This window comes from Pseudooceanicola endophyticus (assembly GCF_018760365.1).
In the GTDB taxonomy this organism is placed as follows: domain Bacteria; phylum Pseudomonadota; class Alphaproteobacteria; order Rhodobacterales; family Rhodobacteraceae; genus Pseudooceanicola; species Pseudooceanicola endophyticus.
Genome location: NZ_JAHIAB010000018.1, coordinates 22,366 through 39,379, shown reverse-complemented (window position 1 = coordinate 39,379; position 17,014 = coordinate 22,366). Strand labels below are relative to the sequence as shown.

Annotated in this window: 16 protein-coding genes; 9 read left to right on the top strand and 7 right to left on the bottom strand. The window is 67.3% G+C overall.

What is annotated here, in order from left to right; genetic code table 11:
• Nucleotides 1-216: 216 nt before the first annotated feature.
• Nucleotides 217-780, bottom strand: coding sequence for an ATP-binding protein (locus tag KM176_RS22710; RefSeq protein WP_160897026.1), 564 nt, complete (start codon nucleotides 778-780; stop codon nucleotides 217-219).
• Complete coding sequence (locus KM176_RS22705) at nucleotides 770-1,108, bottom strand: STAS domain-containing protein (protein ID WP_160897027.1); 339 nt, start codon at nucleotides 1,106-1,108, stop codon at nucleotides 770-772. Before KM176_RS22705 ends, KM176_RS22710 begins: the two co-directional genes overlap by 11 nt.
• Before the next feature lie 110 nt (nucleotides 1,109-1,218).
• Between KM176_RS22705 and KM176_RS22700 the strand changes: the two genes are divergently transcribed.
• Nucleotides 1,219-1,887 (top strand): RluA family pseudouridine synthase, encoded by a 669-nt coding sequence (locus tag KM176_RS22700; RefSeq protein WP_160897028.1) that lies wholly within the window; start codon nucleotides 1,219-1,221, stop codon nucleotides 1,885-1,887.
• A gap of 53 nt (nucleotides 1,888-1,940) precedes the next feature.
• Nucleotides 1,941-2,342 carry a VOC family protein gene (locus KM176_RS22695; RefSeq protein WP_268946181.1) on the top strand — a complete coding sequence of 134 codons (402 nt, stop codon included), beginning with the start codon at nucleotides 1,941-1,943 and terminating at the stop codon, nucleotides 2,340-2,342.
• Between the two features lie 130 nt (nucleotides 2,343-2,472).
• On the opposite strand, the gene KM176_RS22690 is transcribed toward KM176_RS22695, so the two are convergent.
• The gene (locus KM176_RS22690; RefSeq protein WP_160897030.1) at nucleotides 2,473-3,918 is read right to left on the bottom strand and encodes an aldehyde dehydrogenase family protein; all 1,446 of its coding nucleotides are present in this window, start codon (nucleotides 3,916-3,918) and stop codon (nucleotides 2,473-2,475) included.
• A 174-nt stretch (nucleotides 3,919-4,092) separates the two neighbouring features.
• Between KM176_RS22690 and KM176_RS22685 the strand changes: the two genes are divergently transcribed.
• The 4 genes from KM176_RS22685 to KM176_RS22670 are packed head-to-tail and all read left to right on the top strand — an operon-like array spanning nucleotide 4,093 to nucleotide 7,700.
• Nucleotides 4,093-4,746, top strand: coding sequence for a peroxiredoxin (locus tag KM176_RS22685; protein ID WP_160897031.1), 654 nt, complete (start codon nucleotides 4,093-4,095; stop codon nucleotides 4,744-4,746).
• A 12-nt stretch (nucleotides 4,747-4,758) separates the two neighbouring features.
• A complete protein-coding gene (locus tag KM176_RS22680; RefSeq protein WP_160897032.1) occupies nucleotides 4,759-5,643 on the top strand; it encodes a glycosyl transferase in 885 nt (294 codons plus the stop codon).
• The gene (locus KM176_RS22675) at nucleotides 5,640-6,782 is read left to right on the top strand and encodes a capsular polysaccharide export protein, LipB/KpsS family (protein WP_160897033.1); all 1,143 of its coding nucleotides are present in this window, start codon (nucleotides 5,640-5,642) and stop codon (nucleotides 6,780-6,782) included. The genes KM176_RS22680 and KM176_RS22675 overlap by 4 nt, the downstream gene beginning before the upstream one ends.
• A gap of 21 nt (nucleotides 6,783-6,803) precedes the next feature.
• On the top strand, nucleotides 6,804-7,700 hold the full coding sequence (locus tag KM176_RS22670) for a glycosyltransferase family 8 protein (protein WP_160897034.1): 897 nt from the start codon (nucleotides 6,804-6,806) through the stop codon (nucleotides 7,698-7,700).
• Nucleotides 7,701-7,707: 7 nt separating this feature from the next.
• Here KM176_RS22670 and KM176_RS22665 read toward each other — a convergent pair whose 3' ends face one another.
• Together KM176_RS22665 and pnp are read right to left on the bottom strand one after the other, a co-directional pair.
• Nucleotides 7,708-8,952, bottom strand: a complete 1,245-nt coding sequence (locus KM176_RS22665; protein ID WP_160897035.1) for a glycosyltransferase — start codon at nucleotides 8,950-8,952, stop codon at nucleotides 7,708-7,710.
• Nucleotides 8,953-9,041: 89 nt separating this feature from the next.
• Nucleotides 9,042-11,174 (bottom strand): polyribonucleotide nucleotidyltransferase, encoded by a 2,133-nt coding sequence (gene pnp / locus KM176_RS22660; protein WP_160897036.1) that lies wholly within the window; start codon nucleotides 11,172-11,174, stop codon nucleotides 9,042-9,044.
• Between the two features lie 256 nt (nucleotides 11,175-11,430).
• Between pnp and KM176_RS22655 the strand changes: the two genes are divergently transcribed.
• A complete protein-coding gene (locus tag KM176_RS22655) occupies nucleotides 11,431-12,093 on the top strand; it encodes a class I SAM-dependent methyltransferase (RefSeq protein WP_160897037.1) in 663 nt (220 codons plus the stop codon).
• A 7-nt stretch (nucleotides 12,094-12,100) separates the two neighbouring features.
• On the opposite strand, the gene KM176_RS22650 is transcribed toward KM176_RS22655, so the two are convergent.
• A complete protein-coding gene (locus KM176_RS22650; protein WP_160897038.1) occupies nucleotides 12,101-13,165 on the bottom strand; it encodes a Hint domain-containing protein in 1,065 nt (354 codons plus the stop codon).
• Nucleotides 13,166-13,311: 146 nt separating this feature from the next.
• Nucleotides 13,312-13,581: a 30S ribosomal protein S15 gene (gene rpsO / locus KM176_RS22645; RefSeq protein WP_160897039.1), complete on the bottom strand. Its 270-nt coding sequence runs from the start codon at nucleotides 13,579-13,581 to the stop codon at nucleotides 13,312-13,314.
• A gap of 241 nt (nucleotides 13,582-13,822) precedes the next feature.
• Here rpsO and mutL point away from each other — a divergent pair, with 241 nt between their 5' ends.
• Entirely contained in the window at nucleotides 13,823-15,754 is a 1,932-nt protein-coding gene (mutL, locus tag KM176_RS22640; protein WP_160897040.1) for a DNA mismatch repair endonuclease MutL, read from the top strand.
• Nucleotides 15,751-16,968, top strand: coding sequence for a DNA recombination protein RmuC (locus KM176_RS22635; protein WP_160897041.1), 1,218 nt, complete (start codon nucleotides 15,751-15,753; stop codon nucleotides 16,966-16,968). Before mutL ends, KM176_RS22635 begins: the two co-directional genes overlap by 4 nt.
• Nucleotides 16,969-17,014 lie beyond the last annotated feature (46 nt).

Sequence of the window (17,014 nt, the reverse complement as noted above, 5' to 3'; positions counted from 1 at the left end):
TTCCGGCGCGAGACTGGAAGCGGGCGGACGGCGCGTCAAGTGGGGGATGGTCGGGAAATCGGAAGACCCCGGCGTCGCCTACTGGGTGGGGGCTGGTTGAACGACGCCGGGGGCAGCTTTTTGAGCTACTCTTGCAGGATGCCGCCCCGACGCGGCTGGATTGAGAAGTCTATCGGGCATTTTCTGGGCAAGTGCCCCGGTATTTGAAGGAAATTGTCAGGGCGCCGGATCGCCCGGCGCCGTTGCCTCCGCGCGGTGCAGGTTGATGCGGAAGCACAGCTCATTGGTGTCGTCCTGGCGGCTGTAGCGAATGTCGCGGGACAGGTCGCGGATCAGGAACCAGCCGAAGCCGCCTTCCGGCAGGGTGTCGAGGGTTTCGGGCAGCGGCGCGGTCTGGCCAAGCGGCGGGCCGCCATCGGGCATCGGGCGGCCCTTGTCGCGGATCGAGACATGCAGCCCGTCCGGCGCGATATGGCAGTTCAGGGTGATCCAGCCCCGCGCCTCGGGCGGGTAGGCATGTTCGACGACATTGTTCAGGGCCTCGGCCAGCACCAGTTCGATCGTGCCGGTTTCCTCCGGGTCGAGGGCCAGGGGTTCCAGCCCGGTGCGCACCGTCTGCAGCACCTTGCGGACCGAGAGCGCGGTGCCCGGGAACGACAGTTGCAGCCGCACGGCGGCCCGGACCCGGGGGCCGGCGCGGGCGGGCAGCCGCCGCCCCTCCTCCCCGGACCTGTCCGGGCCGGGGCGACCGACGGTCCTGGAACGGGGATCATTGGGCATGGGTGGGGCAGGCGGTTTCGGCGGTCGCGTGGATGGCGAACACCGTGTCCATCCGGGTCAGCCGGAACACCCGGTCGACATTGGGTTGCAGGCCGGCCAGATCCAGCGCCGCCTGTCCGTCAAGCTGCTTCATGGCCGCGACGATGGCGCCCAGCCCGCTCGAGTCGATGAAGTCGACCCGCGACAGGTCCAGCACGACGCGGCCCCGGGACTGGCTGGTGATGGCGCGGACCTCGTCCTTGAAGCGGATGGCAACGGCGGCGTCGATACGCTCTGCCAGGACGCCGACCACGTCGACGCCGTTGAGCTTGCGCATGGTGAGTTGCATGTCGATCCCTTCCGCGGCTCGGTTCCCGGGCAGGATAGGGGGCAATTCTTACCGGGAGGTATGCGCTGCCGCGTGATGGACCTCTGTCGCAAAGACCGCTATCAGGGCCCATGTCCGACACGCCCGATCTTTCCGCCGCCTATTGCCCGCCCGACGTGCCGCTTTCGGTGCTGCACGAGGATCACGAGATCCTTGTCGTCGACAAGCCCACCGGCCTGCTGTCGGTGCCCGGACGCGGCGAACATCTGTCCGACTGCCTGCTGAGCCGGGTCCAGGCGGCCTTTCCGACCGCGTTGCTGGTGCACCGCCTGGACCGCGACACCTCCGGCGTGATGGTCTTTGCCATGACGCCGAATGCGCAGCGTCACCTGGGGCTTCAGTTCGAGCACCGCCGCACCAAGAAGACCTATGTCGCGCGGCTTTCTGGGATCCTGGAGCCGAAGACCGGCACGGTGGACCTGCCGCTGATCGTCGACTGGCCGAACCGCCCCAGGCAGATGGTGGATCACCAGAACGGCAAGCCCGCGGTCACCGACTGGAAGGTGGTGAAATATGGCGAGGACGAGACCCGGGTGCGGCTGTTCCCGCAGACCGGCCGGTCGCACCAGCTGCGGGTGCACATGCTGGCGATGGGCCATCCGATCCTGGGCGATCCGTTCTACGCGGTAGGGCCCGCGCGCGACGATCATCCCCGCCTGATGCTGCATTCCGAGGAGCTGCGCCTGCTGCATCCCGATGGCGGGCGGGGCATGAAGTTCCGCGCCCCCGCGCCGTTCTGAGGCTTTCGCCGCAGGGCCGGGCCGTCTAGACCTTGGGCAAAGAGTTCAAGGAGATGGCCATGGCCAAGATGATCCATTCCATGATCCGCGTGCTGGACGAGGCGCGCTCGGTCGATTTCTATGCCCGCGCCTTCGGGCTGGAGATCGCGGAGCGGCTGGAGTTCGACGACTTCGTGCTGATCTACCTGTCGAACGATGAAACCGGCTTCGAGCTGGAGCTGACGGTGAACAAGGGCCAGGAGACGCCCTATGATCTGGGCAGCGGCTATGGCCATCTGGCGGTGTCGGTCACGGATCTGGCCGCAGAACATGCGCGTTTCGAGGCCGAGGGGCTGAAACCGCGCAAGATGGTCGCGTTCCGCCCGGGCGGCAGCCTGCTGGCGAAATTCTTCTTCGTTGCCGATCCCGATGGCTACCAGATCGAGGTGATCGAACGGGGCGGGCGGTTCGCCTGATGGGCGGAGCGGGCAGGGGTTCCGGGCGGAGTGAGGGGGCGCTGCCCCCGTCGCTGCGCGACTCCCCCGAGGTATTTGGAACAAGAAAATGAAAAGGGGCGTCCCTCGGGGCGCCCCTTTGCGTGATGTGTCAGGCGGTCTTGGCATCCCAGCCGGAGATGGCCTTCACTTCCATGAAGTCCTCCAGGCCCCAGCTGCCGCCTTCGCGGCCGATGCCCGAGGCCTTCATGCCGCCGAAGGGCGCACCCTGGCCACGGGACTGGCCGTTCATTTCCACCATGCCCGAGCGCAGCTTCAGCGCCAGGCGGTTGGCGCGGGCCGGATCCTGGGTCTGGACGTAGTTGGTCAGGCCGTAGGGCGTGTCATTGGCGATCTCGAGCGCTTCCTCTTCGGTGTCGAACGGGATCATCGTCAGCACCGGGCCGAAGATTTCCTCGCGCGCGATGGTCATCTGGTTGTTGGCATCGGCAAAGACGGTGGGGCGCACGAAGAAGCCGCGGTTGAAACCCTCGGGGCGGTCGGGGCCGCCGGCGACAAGGCGGGCGCCTTCTTCCATGCCCTTGCGGATCAGGCCCTGGATCTTGTCGAACTGAACCGCATTGACGACCGGGCCGATATGGCTGCCGGGCTGGTCGGCGGGGCCGACGGTGATGGAATTGGCAACCCGGGCGGCGGTTTCGACGGCGGCGTCGTAGATGCCGCGCTGCACCAGCATCCGCGAGGGCGCGTTGCAGGACTGGCCGGTGTTGTCCATCATGTCGCGCACGCCGCGGGCGACGGCATCGTCATCGGCATCCTCGAAGATCAGGTTGGCGCCCTTGCCGCCCAGTTCCAGGTGGACGCGCTTCAGGGTCTTCGCGGCATTGGCCGAGATCGCCAGACCGGCGCGGGTCGAGCCGGTGAAGCTGACCACGTCGACGTCCGGATGGCCCGACAGCAGCGTGCCGGCGCCCAGGCCATTGCCGTTCACCAGGTTGAAGACACCGGCGGGCACGCCGGCCTCGTCCATGATCTCGGCCCAGACGATGGCGTTCAGGGGGCTTTCCTCGGAGGGTTTCAGCACCATGGTGCAGCCCGCGATCATCGCCGCGATCACCTTCAGCGTGACCTGGTTCATCGGCCAGTTCCAGGGCGTGATCATCGCGCAGACGCCCGCCGCCTCGTAGACGATGCGGGTGTTGGGGGCGTGATCGCCGAGCGGGCGGATGAACTGGAACTTTTTCGCCGCGTTCAGGAAGCCCTTGGTGTGGCCGTAGCCTGCGCCCCACTGGTCGGAGCGCGAGAAGTCGATGGGCGCGCCCATCTCGATCGACATCGCCTGAGCCATGTCTTCCTTGCGGGCCTCGTAGACCTGCAGGACCTTCTCGGCCAGGGCGATGCGGTCTTCGGGCGGGGTGGCCATCCAGGCGGGGAAGGCGGCCTTGGCGGCGGCAACGGCGGCATTCACATCGGCCTCGCCGGCCAGCGAGATCACCGCGCAGGGCTCCTCGGTCGAGGGGTTGATGACCTGCAGATCGTGCGGTTCCGCCGGGTCCACCCACTGACCGTTGATGTAGAATTGGCGCTTCTCGATCATGCTCGTCTCCGTCTGCGATCGGTTTCGGCGCAAGTTGTGCACCCCGGATGGCGCGGGGGCAAGACGCTCGCGCTCCGCATCGCCGCGTTAACCTGTGCGCGTCTGCACGAAACGGGTGCAAAGCGTTACGTGGCGCCCTACATATGGGCCGACACTTTCAGAATGGAGGTCAAGATGGCTCTTCGCATCAATGATATTGTTCCCGATTTCACCGCCAATACCGATCAGGGAGAGATTTCCTTCCACGACTGGATCGGCGACAGCTGGGCGATCCTGTTCAGCCACCCGAAGGATTTCACCCCGGTCTGCACGACCGAGTTCGGCGCCGTGGCGCAGCTGGCCGGGGAATGGGCCAAGCGCAACACCAAGGTGATCGGCATTTCGGTCGACAGCGCGGAAGAGCACAAGAAATGGAAGGGCGACATCGAGAGCTTTGCCGGCACCCAGGCGGGCTTCCCGATCATCGACGGCGCCGATCTGGTGGTGCCCAAGCTGTTCGACATGCTGCCCGCCGATGCCTATCTGCCCGATGGCCGCACGCCGGCGCATTCGGCCACCGTGCGCTCGGTCTTCATCATCAGCCCGGACAAGAAGCTGCAGCTTTCCATGACCTACCCGATGTCGGTGGGGCGCAACTTTGCCGAGGTGCTGCGTGCCCTTGATGGTCTGCAGCGCACCTATCAGCAGCCGCTGGCCGTGCCCGCGAACTGGGAAACCGGCCAGGACGTCATCGTCGCCCTGTCGCTGGACAATGATCAGGCCCAGGCGAAATACGGCGATCTGGACGTGAAGCTGCCCTACCTGCGCTTCGCCAAGGACCCGGCATAAGGCCCCGAGCCCTTGAGTGACCGGCCCCTTGCACGCAAGCTGATCCGCCCCGCCTTCCGCCTGCTGCGCGGCGGGCGGGGCGCCCATCACGAGGAAACCTGGCCGCATCTGTCGCTGCGCCGGCCCGAGGCGGATGGCGTGATCACCTGGAAGGGCGAGGAGATCGCCCGCCTGTCGCCGCTGGGCGGCTTCCTGGCGGGCCTCGGCGCGGAGGCGGCGATCATCGGCTCGGGTCCCTCGCTGAAGCGTCAGCGCGTCGCGGCGCTGGAGATGCCGGCGGTGCTGCTGAACGGCGCGGTGGCGCTGGCGCCCCGGCTGCCCCGGCCCGCTGCGCTGGCGATCGAGGATGAGCGCTTTGTCTACCGTCACGGGGCCATGCTGAAGGATCTGCCCGAAGGCCTGCCGCTGCTGATGGCGCCGGCGGTGATCCGGGTCATGGCGCAGTACAACCGCGGCCTGCTTGAGGGCCGCCCGCTGTACCTGATCGACGACCTTCGCAAGCCCTTCGACGGACCGAAATGCGCCCTGGGCGACATTCCCGGCGTGGTGGTCGAGGATGGCGCGGCCTTTTCCGACATTCCCGCCCAGGGCATCGTGAAATGCGGCACCGTGGCCTATTCGGCGCTGCAGATCCTGATGGCCGCGCCGCTGAAGCGCATCCTGCTGGCGGGGATCGACCTGACCAATGCCGCCGGCCCCCGCTTCTACGAAAAGGACGGCGCTGCGGCCTGGTCGGGACTTGAGAAGGGCCAGGCCCGGATCCTCGGGCATTTCGCGCTGGCGCGGCAACTGGCGGGAACGCGGGGGCAGGCCCTGCTTTCGGCCTCTCCGGTTTCGGCCCTGCTGGATCTGGGCTATGGCCGGGACGACCGCCTTGCTCCGGAGCCTCCCGCATGACCCGTTTCGTCAAGCTCGACTCACCGCTGATTTCGGCCTTTGATACCGTGCTCGCCCCCGAGGTGGAGACCGTTCCGACCCGGATCGGCGCGGTGCTGAAGCGGCTGGCGGGGCGCAGGGGCTGGGGCGGGGTCGCGGCCTCAGTGCTGAGGGCGCTGACCACCGGGCGCGGCGCTGCCGCCCTGGTCGAGGGTAACTTGACCCGCAAGGCGATGCGGCTGCCGCGGCTGTACGGGCCGGGCCCGGTCCGGGCGCTTTATGGCGCGGTCAAGCGGCTGGAGGCGGCGCTGCTGCGCGACACGCTGGAGGCCGAGCTGGCGGCGGCGCAGGGCCGCATCGCGGTGATCTACAACGGCTCGAACTACCCGGAATCGGTGATGAACGATGTCACCGCCCGGTTGGGCATGGACCGTGTCTTCATCGAGAACGGCTTTTTCCCCGACACCATGCAGCTGGATCCGAAGGGGCTGAACGCCGCGAATTCGGTACCCCGCGACCCGGCCTTCTACCTGGAAACGCCAGAGGATTTCGCCGCCCCCGGCCTGCCGGAGCTGGTCAATAACCGGCCCGCCAAGCGCGCCCAGGATGCGGTGGACCTGCCCGAGGATTTCATCTTCGTGGCCTTCCAGGTGCCCTCGGACATGCAGGTGCGGGTGCATTCGCCCTGGATTCGCGACATGGAGGCCTTTCATGACGCGATCCGCGACGCGGCGGCCCGCAATCCCGGCCTGACCTTCGTCATCAAGGAGCACCCCTCCTTCAAGCGCAGCGTGATCGGCACCCGGCCGCCGCAGCCCGGCGTGATCTTCGCCAATGGCAACGTGACCTCCGAAATGATCGGCCGGGCGCGGGCCGTGATCACGCTGAATTCCACCGTCGGGATCGAGGGGCTGCTGCTGGGCAAGCCCGTGATCACGCTGGCGGATGCCTGCTACAACATTGAGGGGCTGGTGCTGCATGCCCCCTCTGCGGCGGCGCTGGATGCGGCGCTGGCGCAGGTCGGCGCGGGCTGGCATCCGCAGGACCGCCTGCGCCGCCAGTTCCTGGGCTGGCTGTGGAACCGTTACCTGGTGCGGGCCAACAAGAAGGCGCCGCCGGATGACCTGGCGGCGATCATCCATGCCCGCCTGGTTGGCTGAAGTACGAAAGATCCCCCTCAGATGAGCACTCCGACCTGTATCGCCTTCCTGACGGATGGCGGGTTCCTGAAGCCCACCCTCGTTGCCATGGCCTCCGTGCTGGAAACCGCCCGCAACCCGGTCGAACTGCACGTGACCGGATGGAAGCTGCGCCCCGAGGACTGGGCCGCCGTGCACCGCGTTGCCGAGGGCTGGCCAGGTCACACCCTGGTCTGCCACGAGCTGGACGAAGCCTGGATGCGTGGCGCCTCCTCTCCGAAGACGACGATCCCCAGCAATGCGCTCGGCAAGCTGTTCCTGCCCCGGCTGATCGGCAAGCGGTTCCTCTATATCGACGGCGATACCCTGGTGCTGGAGGATCTCTCGGTGGCGATGACGCTGGACATGGCGGGCAAGCTGATGGCCGGGGTCTCTGATTATGTCGTTTCGAAACATGCCCTTGCCGGTGAAGCTGCCGAAGGGTCGGTGATCCGCCGTGTGCTGGGCGATGCGCCGATGGTCACCTATGTGAACTCCGGCGTGCTGCTGGTCGATGCGCCGGCGATCCTGGCCCAGCCCGCGCTGCTTGAGGAGATGGCCGATCTTGAGGCGGCGCGCGGCTTCGGCACCGTGGATCAGGACCGGATCAACCAGATCTTCGCCGGGCGCATGGGCGGGCTCGATCCGGCGTGGAATGCCAGCTGGGGCCGGGTGCGGGCGCATCGCAGTCGTATCCGCAGGCTGCGCCGGCAGGCCGGGCTGGGCCCGGTTGCCGAGGGGCCGCGCGGGCGGCTGGCGATCCTGCATTTCCACGGCCCGCGCAAGCCCTGGCACCGGCTGAGCGCCAAGACCCTGTCGAAGGGGGCCGCCGGGGTGCTGACCTACCGGCGGTTCCTGCGCCGCTTCCGCAGCCGCTTCCCGGACCTGGCCCCGTCCTGAGGGCGCCTCAGGGCGCCTCCAGCTTGCGCACGGCGGTCACGAGATCCTGCGCGACGTCGCTCCAGCGGCGCAGGCCGTCGCGCGCCCCGGCGATGCGCTGGCGCAGCGCGGCCGCATGGTCCGGATCGCCCATCAGCCGGGCGACATGGGCGGCCAGCTGCTGCGGGCTGTCGGGGTCGAAATACAGCGCCAGGTCGCCACAGACATCGTGCAGTACGGGGATGTCCGCGCAAAGCGCCGGCGTGCCCATCCAGAGCGATTCCCCGGCGGGCAGGCCCCAGCCCTCCATCCGGGTGGCCATGACGGTGGCGATGGCCCCGGCATAAAGCGTGCCCAGGTCGGTCTGGCTGACATCGGGATAGTTCAGCACGCGGTCGCGGATGCCGTCGTATTCGGGTCGGGCCAGCCAGTCGGTCGTGCCCTTCATCACCTTCCCGGCCAGCACCAGCAGCGGTACGGGGCGTCCGGTTTCGGCCAGGTACCGCAGGGCATCGAAGGTGCATTCCAGGTTCTTGCGCCCGACGCGCTGGCCCACCGCAAGCAGGTAGGGTTCGGCCGGGGGGCGCTGTTCGGGCGGGGTGTCGCCGGGCGGGCATTCATGCACCAGCGGCACCGGGACGATCCGTTCGGGCTGCGGCAGCAGTCCGGCGGCGGCCAGGCGCCGGATCTCGTCGGCGGTGAAATCCGAGACGGTCATCAGCCGCGGGGCCCCGGCCAGGATGGCCTGGTTGTCGCGCCAGAACTTGACCCGCCAGCTGGCCTGCTGCCAGTCCGGCGTGACCGTCATCGGCATCACGTCGTGCAGGATCGGAAAGACCGCCACGTCCGCGCCGCGCCGTTTCAGGGCCGCAAGGTATTCGGGGATCAGCTTGACATGGGCGGCGGTGACCAGCGCGCCGCCGTCCATCGAAACCGGCGCATAGCGCAGCCCCGCCCGCCGCCAGCGCCGCCGGCTGAGCGCCCGGCCCGCCGCCAGAACAAAGGGGGCGATCGCATCGCGCAGCGGCTTGCGATCCGGGAAATTGGTGCGCATCCGCAACGGCTTGGCCGCGACCGGCAAGGGCAGATCGGCATAGGGCACTTCGAAAAACGCCTGGTGGCCGCTGGAAAACACCACGAAGCGGACCTCGGGATGGGTCCGGGTCAGCTCTGCGGCAATGGCATCGACCACCCGGGAGATACCGTAAAACTTGGTGCGACCGGCGTTGTAGACGAACAATTCGGTCAGGTCGTAATAGATCGTACGCATCATGATCTTTTCGTACCGGGGCAACGGCCCGCAAAAATGAAGAATGCCCGCATTTCTGCGGGCATTCCAGTAACGCAGGGAAGCTGCCGGTCTTACTCGGCGGTTTCTTCCTTGGTGATCTCTTCACCGGTCTCCTGATCCACGACCTTCATCGACAGGCGGACCTTGCCGCGATCGTCGAAGCCGACCAGCTTCACGAAGACTTCCTGGCCTTCCTTCAGCACGTCGGAGGGGTGGTTCAGGCGGCGGTTCTCGATCTGGGAGACGTGCACCAGGCCGTCACGCTTGCCGAAGAAGTTCACGAAGGCGCCGAAATCGACCAGCTTCACGACCTTGCCCTTGTAGACCTTGCCTTCTTCCGGCTCTGCCACGATCGAATAGATCATGTCGTAGGCCTTCTGGATGGCTTCGCCGTCGGCGGAGGCAATCTTGATGATGCCGTCGTCGTTGATGTCGACCTTGGCACCCGAGACTTCCACGATCTCGCGGATGACCTTGCCGCCCGAGCCGATCACTTCGCGGATCTTGTCGGTGGGGATCTGCATGGTCTCGATGCGCGGTGCGTGGACCGAGAATTCCGCCGCGCCGGAGAGCGCCTTGTTCATCTCACCCAGGATGTGCATCCGGCCTTCCTTGGCCTGCGCCAGGGCGGTCTTCATGATCGCGGGCGTGATGCCCTGGACCTTGATGTCCATCTGCAGCGAGGTGATGCCCGCTTCGGTGCCCGCAACCTTGAAGTCCATGTCGCCGAGGTGATCCTCGTCGCCCAGGATGTCGGTCAGAACAGCGTAGGAGCCGTCATCTTCCAGCACCAGACCCATGGCCACACCGGCGACGGCCGCTTTCAGCGGAACGCCGGCATCCATCATCGACAGCGAGCCGCCGCAGACGGACGCCATCGAGGAGGAACCGTTGGATTCGGTGATCTCGGAGACCACGCGGATGGTGTAGGGGAAGTCGGTCGGAGCGGGCAGCACGGCCTGAAGCGCGCGCCATGCCAGCTTGCCGTGACCGATTTCGCGACGGCCCGGGGAACCCACGCGGCCCACTTCACCGACCGAGTAGGGCGGGAAGTTGTAGTGCAGCAGGAAGTTCGAACGGAAGTTGCCGTGCAGCGCGTCGATGATCTGCTCATCGTCGCCGGTGCCCAGCGTGGTCACGACCAGCGCCTGGGTTTCGCCACGGGTGAACAGGGCCGAACCGTGGGTCCGCGGCAGCAGGCCGGTCTGGGACACGATCGAACGCACTTCGTTGGTCGCACGACCATCGATGCGCTTGCCGTTCTTCACCACGTCGCCGCGCAGGACGCCGGATTCCAGCTTCTTGATCGCGGAGCCGAGGTTGGCGTCGGCCAGCTGCTCTTCGGTCAGGGTGGCCTTGATCGCGGCGACGGCGGCGGCGACAGCGGACTGACGCTCCAGCTTGTCGGTGATCGCGAAGGCGGCACGCATCTGGGCTTCACCGGCGGCTTTCACGACCTCGTAGAGGGCGGAGTAGTCCGGGGGGGTGAAGTCGAAGGGCTCTTTGGCGGCATCTTCGGCCAGCGAGATGATCAGGTCGATCACCGGCTGGATCTGCTCGTGCGCGAAGGTCACGGCGCCCAGCATCTCTTCCTCGGTCAGCTCGTAGGCTTCCGATTCCACCATCATCACGGCGCCCTTGGTGCCGGCGACGACGAGGTCCAGACGCTGCTCGGGGTTGTTGCGCAGACCCTGCATGTCGTCGACCGACGGGTTCAGCACGTAGTCGCCGTTCGAGAAGCCGACGCGGCAGCCCGCGATCGGGCCCATGAAGGGCACGCCCGAGATGGTCAGCGCGGCCGAGGCGGCGATCATGGCGACGACATCGGGGTCGTTGACCAGATCGTGGGACAGCACGGTGCACATCACCAGGACTTCGTTCTTGAAGCCGGGGGCGAACAGCGGGCGGATCGGGCGGTCGATCAGGCGTGCGGTCAGCGTCTCTTTTTCGGTCGGACGCGCTTCACGCTTGAAGAAGCCACCGGGCACTTTGCCGGCAGCATAGTATTTTTCCTGGTAGTGGACGGTCAGAGGGAAGAAGTCCTGGCCTTCCTTCTGCGTCTTGGCGAAGGTCACGTTGGCCATGACCGAGGTTTCGCCCAGCGTGGCGATCACGGTGCCGTCGGCCTGGCGGGCAACCTTGCCCGTTTCCAGCGTGAGCGTCTCGTCGCCCCACTGCATCGATTTCGTCGTTACGTTGAACATCAATCGTATCCTGTCTGGAGGATCGCACGGGCCCTCCCGTGTCCTCCGTTTGCATGGCGGCCCCATTGCCGCCGACCCCGTCATCAATCCTTCACAGCGCGGGGGTCCGCGCGCTACGTCTCAGATTGCCTCGCGCATACAGGAGAATGGCTTCAAATGGAAGCGTGACGGTGGCGCGGCGCGCAGATGGCTTCCGGAGCGGCACCCCCTGCGCTATAAGCCCCGACACCCCCGCGACAGGAGCCTTCACGCCGTCATGACCGCCTCTCCCTATACCCCGCCGGGGTTCTACGACAATGCCCTCGCCGAGGGGCGCCACCGCAGCATCGTCGGCGGCCGCTGGGACGAGACCGGGCGCGCCCAGATGGCGATCCTGCGCGACGCGGGCGTGCAGCCCTCGGACTATCTGCTTGATATCGGGGCGGGATCCCTGCGGCTGGGCTGCAAGGCCGTGCCCTACCTGGATCCGGGGCACTACTGGGCCACCGATGCCTCCCGCGCGCTGATGCTGGCCGGGCACGCGCAGGAGCTGGAGGATCCCGCGCGCCTCGATCCGGCGCAGCTGATCGAGGATGCGGGCTTTGGCTTTCCCGGCGTGCCGGACACGATCACCCATGCCATTGCCTTCGCGGTCTTCCCGCATCTGACGGCGGATCACCTGGAAACTGCGCTGAATGGCCTCACCCGTTTTCCGCGACTCGGGCTGGTGATGTTTACCGTTTTCCTTGCGCCGGATGCGGATGCGGCGGCGGGCAAGGTGCGCCAGCCCGACGGCGTGGTGACCCATCCCGGCAAGCCGCCCTATCATGTGCTTGAGGCCGATCTGCACGCGCTGGCGGCGCGCAGCGGCTGGGCCCTGACCCGGCAGGACAGGATGCTGCCGCGCGGTCAGGTGCTGTTCGAGGCGTGCCGCGGCTGAGCCCTTCCTAGCCGGCCCCCTGTCGCAGGGCGTGCCGGCCCAGCAGCGGACGCACCCGCGTGCCGTAGCCGGGCGCGGTGTCCGGCGCGCCGCGCAGGCCAAGCCCGGGACAGAGCAGGATCAGTCCGCGCCGGGCCCGAGGGCCAAGGGCGGCCAGCGCCACCGGTCCGGGGTAGAAGCTTTCGGGGGCCAGCCCGTCGGCCCAGAGGATCTCGTGCCGCTCGCACATCAGATGGTGGTAGGTGACCTGCCGCTTGCCCCAGGCGATCCGCACCCCGGCCCCGGGGGCGGTGGGCAGGTGCTTGGCCCGGACCAGGTGATCGCGTCCCAGAAGCACCGCATGTTGCGGTGACAGCAGCACCGGGCGCCGTGCTCCGCCATACCCTTCGGGCAGCAGGATCGGGCGCTGTCCGGGCTGGCGGCGCAGCCGGTCCGGGCCCAGATGCTGGCGACCGACCCAGACCAGCGGCTGCGGCCCGTTGTCGAGGGTGCAGACCCGGTCGCCGGGGCGCAGCGCCTCGACCGGGCGCAGGCCGGCGGGCGTCAGGATGCCGGTGCCGGCGGCAAAGCAGATCGGGATCTGGAAATTCCCCGCGGCCCGTTCGGTGAACATCCCGGTCGAAAAACCGCCGTTGGTCGCGGTGAAGGTCATCGACTGGATCGGCTTGGCGTCCAGCGCATCCTGATCGGCATTCTGCGACAGTTCGGTCGCCAGGAAGAAATCGCCGTTCGTGTCCTGGAAGACCACGGCGGTGATCGTCGCGGTGGTGCCGTCTGTATAGGTGATGGTGGCGACATAACCTTCGGTGGAATCGAAGACCCGATCAGCCCCGCCGTCGATGGTGAACGTGTCCGAGGCGATTGAGTTGTCGTTGTCGTAGTAGCTGGCATCCCCCTGGGAGGCGCCGGTGCTGCCGGGGGCGAAGGTATGCACATGCAGCCCCAGCGGGTCGGAGGCCGATCCGAAGGTCGTGCCGACCAGCGTGCCCTCGTCCTCCAGTGTGTCATTGCCTTCGGTCGGGTCCAGATCGGCGACATTGCCGAGGTAGATCACGCTGAAGCTGGTTGCCATGGTCCCCGCTGCCTCCCCGGAGGCAGACTAGCCGCCGCAGGTTTCCGGGGGGTGAACAGGGCAGGGCCGGGCGCGGTGGGCCCCCGAAACGCAAGACGCCCGCTCCTTCCGGAACGGGCGCCGCTGTCGTCGGACAATGCGTGCGATTAGCGACGCAGGCCCAGACGCTGGATGAGGTTCAGGTAACGAGCCTCGTCCTTGCCTTTGAGGTAGTCCAGCAGCTTACGACGCTGGGCAACCATCATCAGCAGGCCGCGACGGCCGTGGTTGTCCTTCTTGTGCACCTTGAAGTGCTCGGTCAGGGTCGCGATGCGCGAGGACAGGATGGCGACCTGGACTTCGGGCGAACCGGTGTCGCCTTCCTTGGTCGCGTATTCCTTCATCAGGCGCTGTTTTTCTTCGACGGTGATCGACATCGGGATCTCCTTGGCTAGGGGTGAGGGCACAAGCCGGGATGTCGTCCAGCAAGGTCCATGGAACGCCCGGGCGGACCCGGACGATTGCGGGCGGATACAGCATATCCCGCCGCAAGGGAAGCCGGTTTCCCGCCGCGCACCCCGTCCGGAGGCGCAAGACAGCCCTGCATCGGCGGCTTTTGCTGGTTAACGGCCTCGGGGGCCATTTTCGACTCGGATCGGCCATGCTAGGTTTGGGGGTATGCTTCGTCCCGACCCCAACATACGCGAGACCCAGCCGGTCATCCGTCAGCTCGACGAGGCCGCGATCAACCGCATTGCCGCCGGTGAGGTGGTCGAACGGCCCGCCTCCGCCGTCAAGGAGCTGGTCGAGAACGCACTGGATGCCGGCGCGACCCGTGTCGAGGTGACGATTGCCGATGGTGGCAAGACGCTGATCCGGGTGCAGGACAATGGCTGCGGCATGTCCCCCGAATCGCTGCCGCTGGCGCTGGAACGCCATGCGACCTCGAAGATCGACGGTTCGGACCTGCTGAACATCCATTCCTTCGGCTTCCGCGGAGAGGCGCTGCCCTCGCTTGCCGCCGTGGGGCGGCTGTCGCTGACCTCGCGCGCGCAAGGGCATGATGCCGCCGAGATCCGCATTTCCGGCTCGCGCTCCGAAGGGGTCCGCCCGGCAGCGCTGAACGGCGGCACCGTGGTCGAGCTGCGCGACCTTTTCTATGCCACCCCCGCGCGGCTGAAGTTCCTGCGCACCGACCGGGCCGAGACCCAGGCCGTCACGGATGTGATCAAGCGCCTCGCCATGGCCGAGCCCTTCGTGGGCTTCACCCTGCGCGATACCTCCGGGGGCAATGCGCGCGTGCTGTTCCGCGCCGATGCCGAGACGGGGGACCTGTTCGACGCGCTGCATGGCCGCCTTCAGACCATCCTGGGGCGCGAATTCGCCGAGAATGCGCTGAAGATCGACGCCTCGCGCGACGGGCTGCACATGACCGGCTATGCCGCCCTGCCGACCTATTCACGCGGCGCTGCCGTGGCGCAGTTCCTCTTCGTCAATGGCCGCCCGGTGAAGGACAAGCTGCTGACCGGCGCCCTGCGCGCCGCCTATTTCGATTTCCTGAGCCGCGACCGCCATCCCGCCGCCGCCCTGTTCCTGGAATGTGAGCCGGTGATGGTCGACGTGAACGTCCACCCCGCGAAATCCGAGGTGCGTTTCCGCGATCCGGCCTCGGCGCGGGGGCTGATCGTCTCGGGTCTGCGCCATGCGCTGGCCGAGGCCGGGCATCGCGCCTCGACCACCGTCGCGGGCGCCACGCTGGAGGCCTTCCGCCCCGAGCCCTCGCGCGGCTTCGGCGGCACCCCGCCCGAACGTCCCTCGGCGGCCGTGCTGGAACGCGCGACCAGCTGGCAAGCCCCCGAGACGGCTTATGATCGCGTCACGCCCGAGGGGCGGCCCTTCGTCTATCAGGCCCCCGAACGGCGCGAGGCGCCCGCGCCCTATCGCGGCGGCATGGCGGAAAGCCTGCCATCCTTCGAAACCGCGCCCTCGGCCCGTTTCGACACGCCCGCCCCCGCGCCCGAGCTGGAGGCGCATCCCCTTGGCGCCGCCCGCGCCCAGGTGCACGAGAACTACATCATCGCCCAGACCACGACCGGCATGGTCATCGTCGATCAGCACGCCGCCCATGAGCGTCTGGTCTACGAGAAGCTGAAACGCCAGATGGCGGAAAACGGCGTCGCCAGCCAGGCGCTGCTGATCCCCGAGATCGTCGAGCTGTCGCAACCCGAGGCCGCCCGCCTGCTGGAAGCCGCCGAGGATCTGGCGAAGCTGGGCCTGCATATCGAAGCCTTCGGCGGCACCGCCATCGCCGTGCGCGAAACCCCCGCGATCCTTGGGGAAATCAACGCCGAGGCGATGCTGCGCGACGTGCTGGACGAGCTGAACGATCAGGACGACAGCCTGACGCTTCAGGCCCGGATCGAGGCGATCCTGTCCCGCGTCGCCTGCCATGGCTCGATCCGCTCGGGCCGCCGGATGCAGGTGGCCGAGATGAACGAACTGCTGCGCCAGATGGAGGCCACGCCCCATTCCGGCCAGTGCAACCACGGCCGGCCCACCTATGTGGAGCTGAAGCTGTCCGATATCGAAAGGCTGTTCGGGCGCACATGAGCGGCACGACCTTTTCCGACCCGCAGACCCTGCTGATGCTGCTGGGCGGCGGGTTCGCGATCCTTTTCCTGATGCTGGTCTGGGTGGTGCGCAGCGCGCGCGCGGCCTCGGAGCCGGTGATCTGGCAGATGGACCAGCTGGGCCATACCGTCGAGGGGCTGGCGCGCGGGCAGGAGCAGCTTGCGGGCCATATCGCCAGCGTCTCGAATGCGCAGACCAACGGGCAGGGGCAGATGCTTCAGACGCTTGAAATGCGGCTGGCGCAGGTCCAGGCCCAGATGGCCGAACGCCTGCACGAGAACGCCCTGCGTCAGGCCCGCGCCATGGCCGACATGCAGGAAAAGGTGAACGAGCAGCTGCGCGGCGGCTCCGAGAAGACCACGAAATCGCTGACCGAACTGCAGGAACGTCTGGCCACCATCGACAAGGCGCAGGAGAACATCTCTCGCCTGTCGGGCGATGTGCTGTCGCTTCAGGACATCCTGTCGAACAAGCAGACCCGGGGCGCCTTCGGGGAAATTCAGCTGAACGACATCGTCTCCAAGGCGCTGCCCTCGGACAGCTACACGTTGCAGGCAACGCTGTCGAACGGGCGGCGGGCGGACTGCCTGATCCATCTGCCGAACCCACCGGGGCCGATCGTGGTGGATGCGAAATTCCCGCTGGAAGCCTATGACCAGCTGCGCAACGCCGAGACGCAGGAGCAGAAGGCGCGCGCGGCCCAGGCCTTCCGGACCTCGGTGCGCCACCACATCCGGGCGATTTCCGAACGCTACATCCTTGAGGGCGAGACGGCGGATGGCGCGCTGATGTTCCTGCCCTCCGAGGCCGTCTATGCCGAGCTGCACGCGAATTTCTCCGATGTGGTGCGTGAGGGGTTCACCGCCCGGGTCTGGATCGTGTCGCCCACCACCTGCATGGCGACGCTGAACACCATGCGCGCCATCCTGAAGGATGCCCGGATGCGCGAACAGGCCGGCGCGATCCGGAAGACGCTGCACATGCTCTATCGCGACGTGGAAATCGTGGTAGAGCGCGTCGGCAAGCTGGAAACCCATTTCGATCAGGCGCGCCGCGACCTGGACGGCATCGGCACGGCGGCGGAACGGGCCGGCAAGCGGGCGCAGAAGCTGGACAATTTCGACTTCGAAGAGCTGACTTCGGAGGGGGTGACGCCGCTGGAAAGCCTCGGCCAGTCCCGGCCGGCCGAGTGACCTGATACAGATCAAGGCGCAAGAATCACCGACATGCACTAGGATG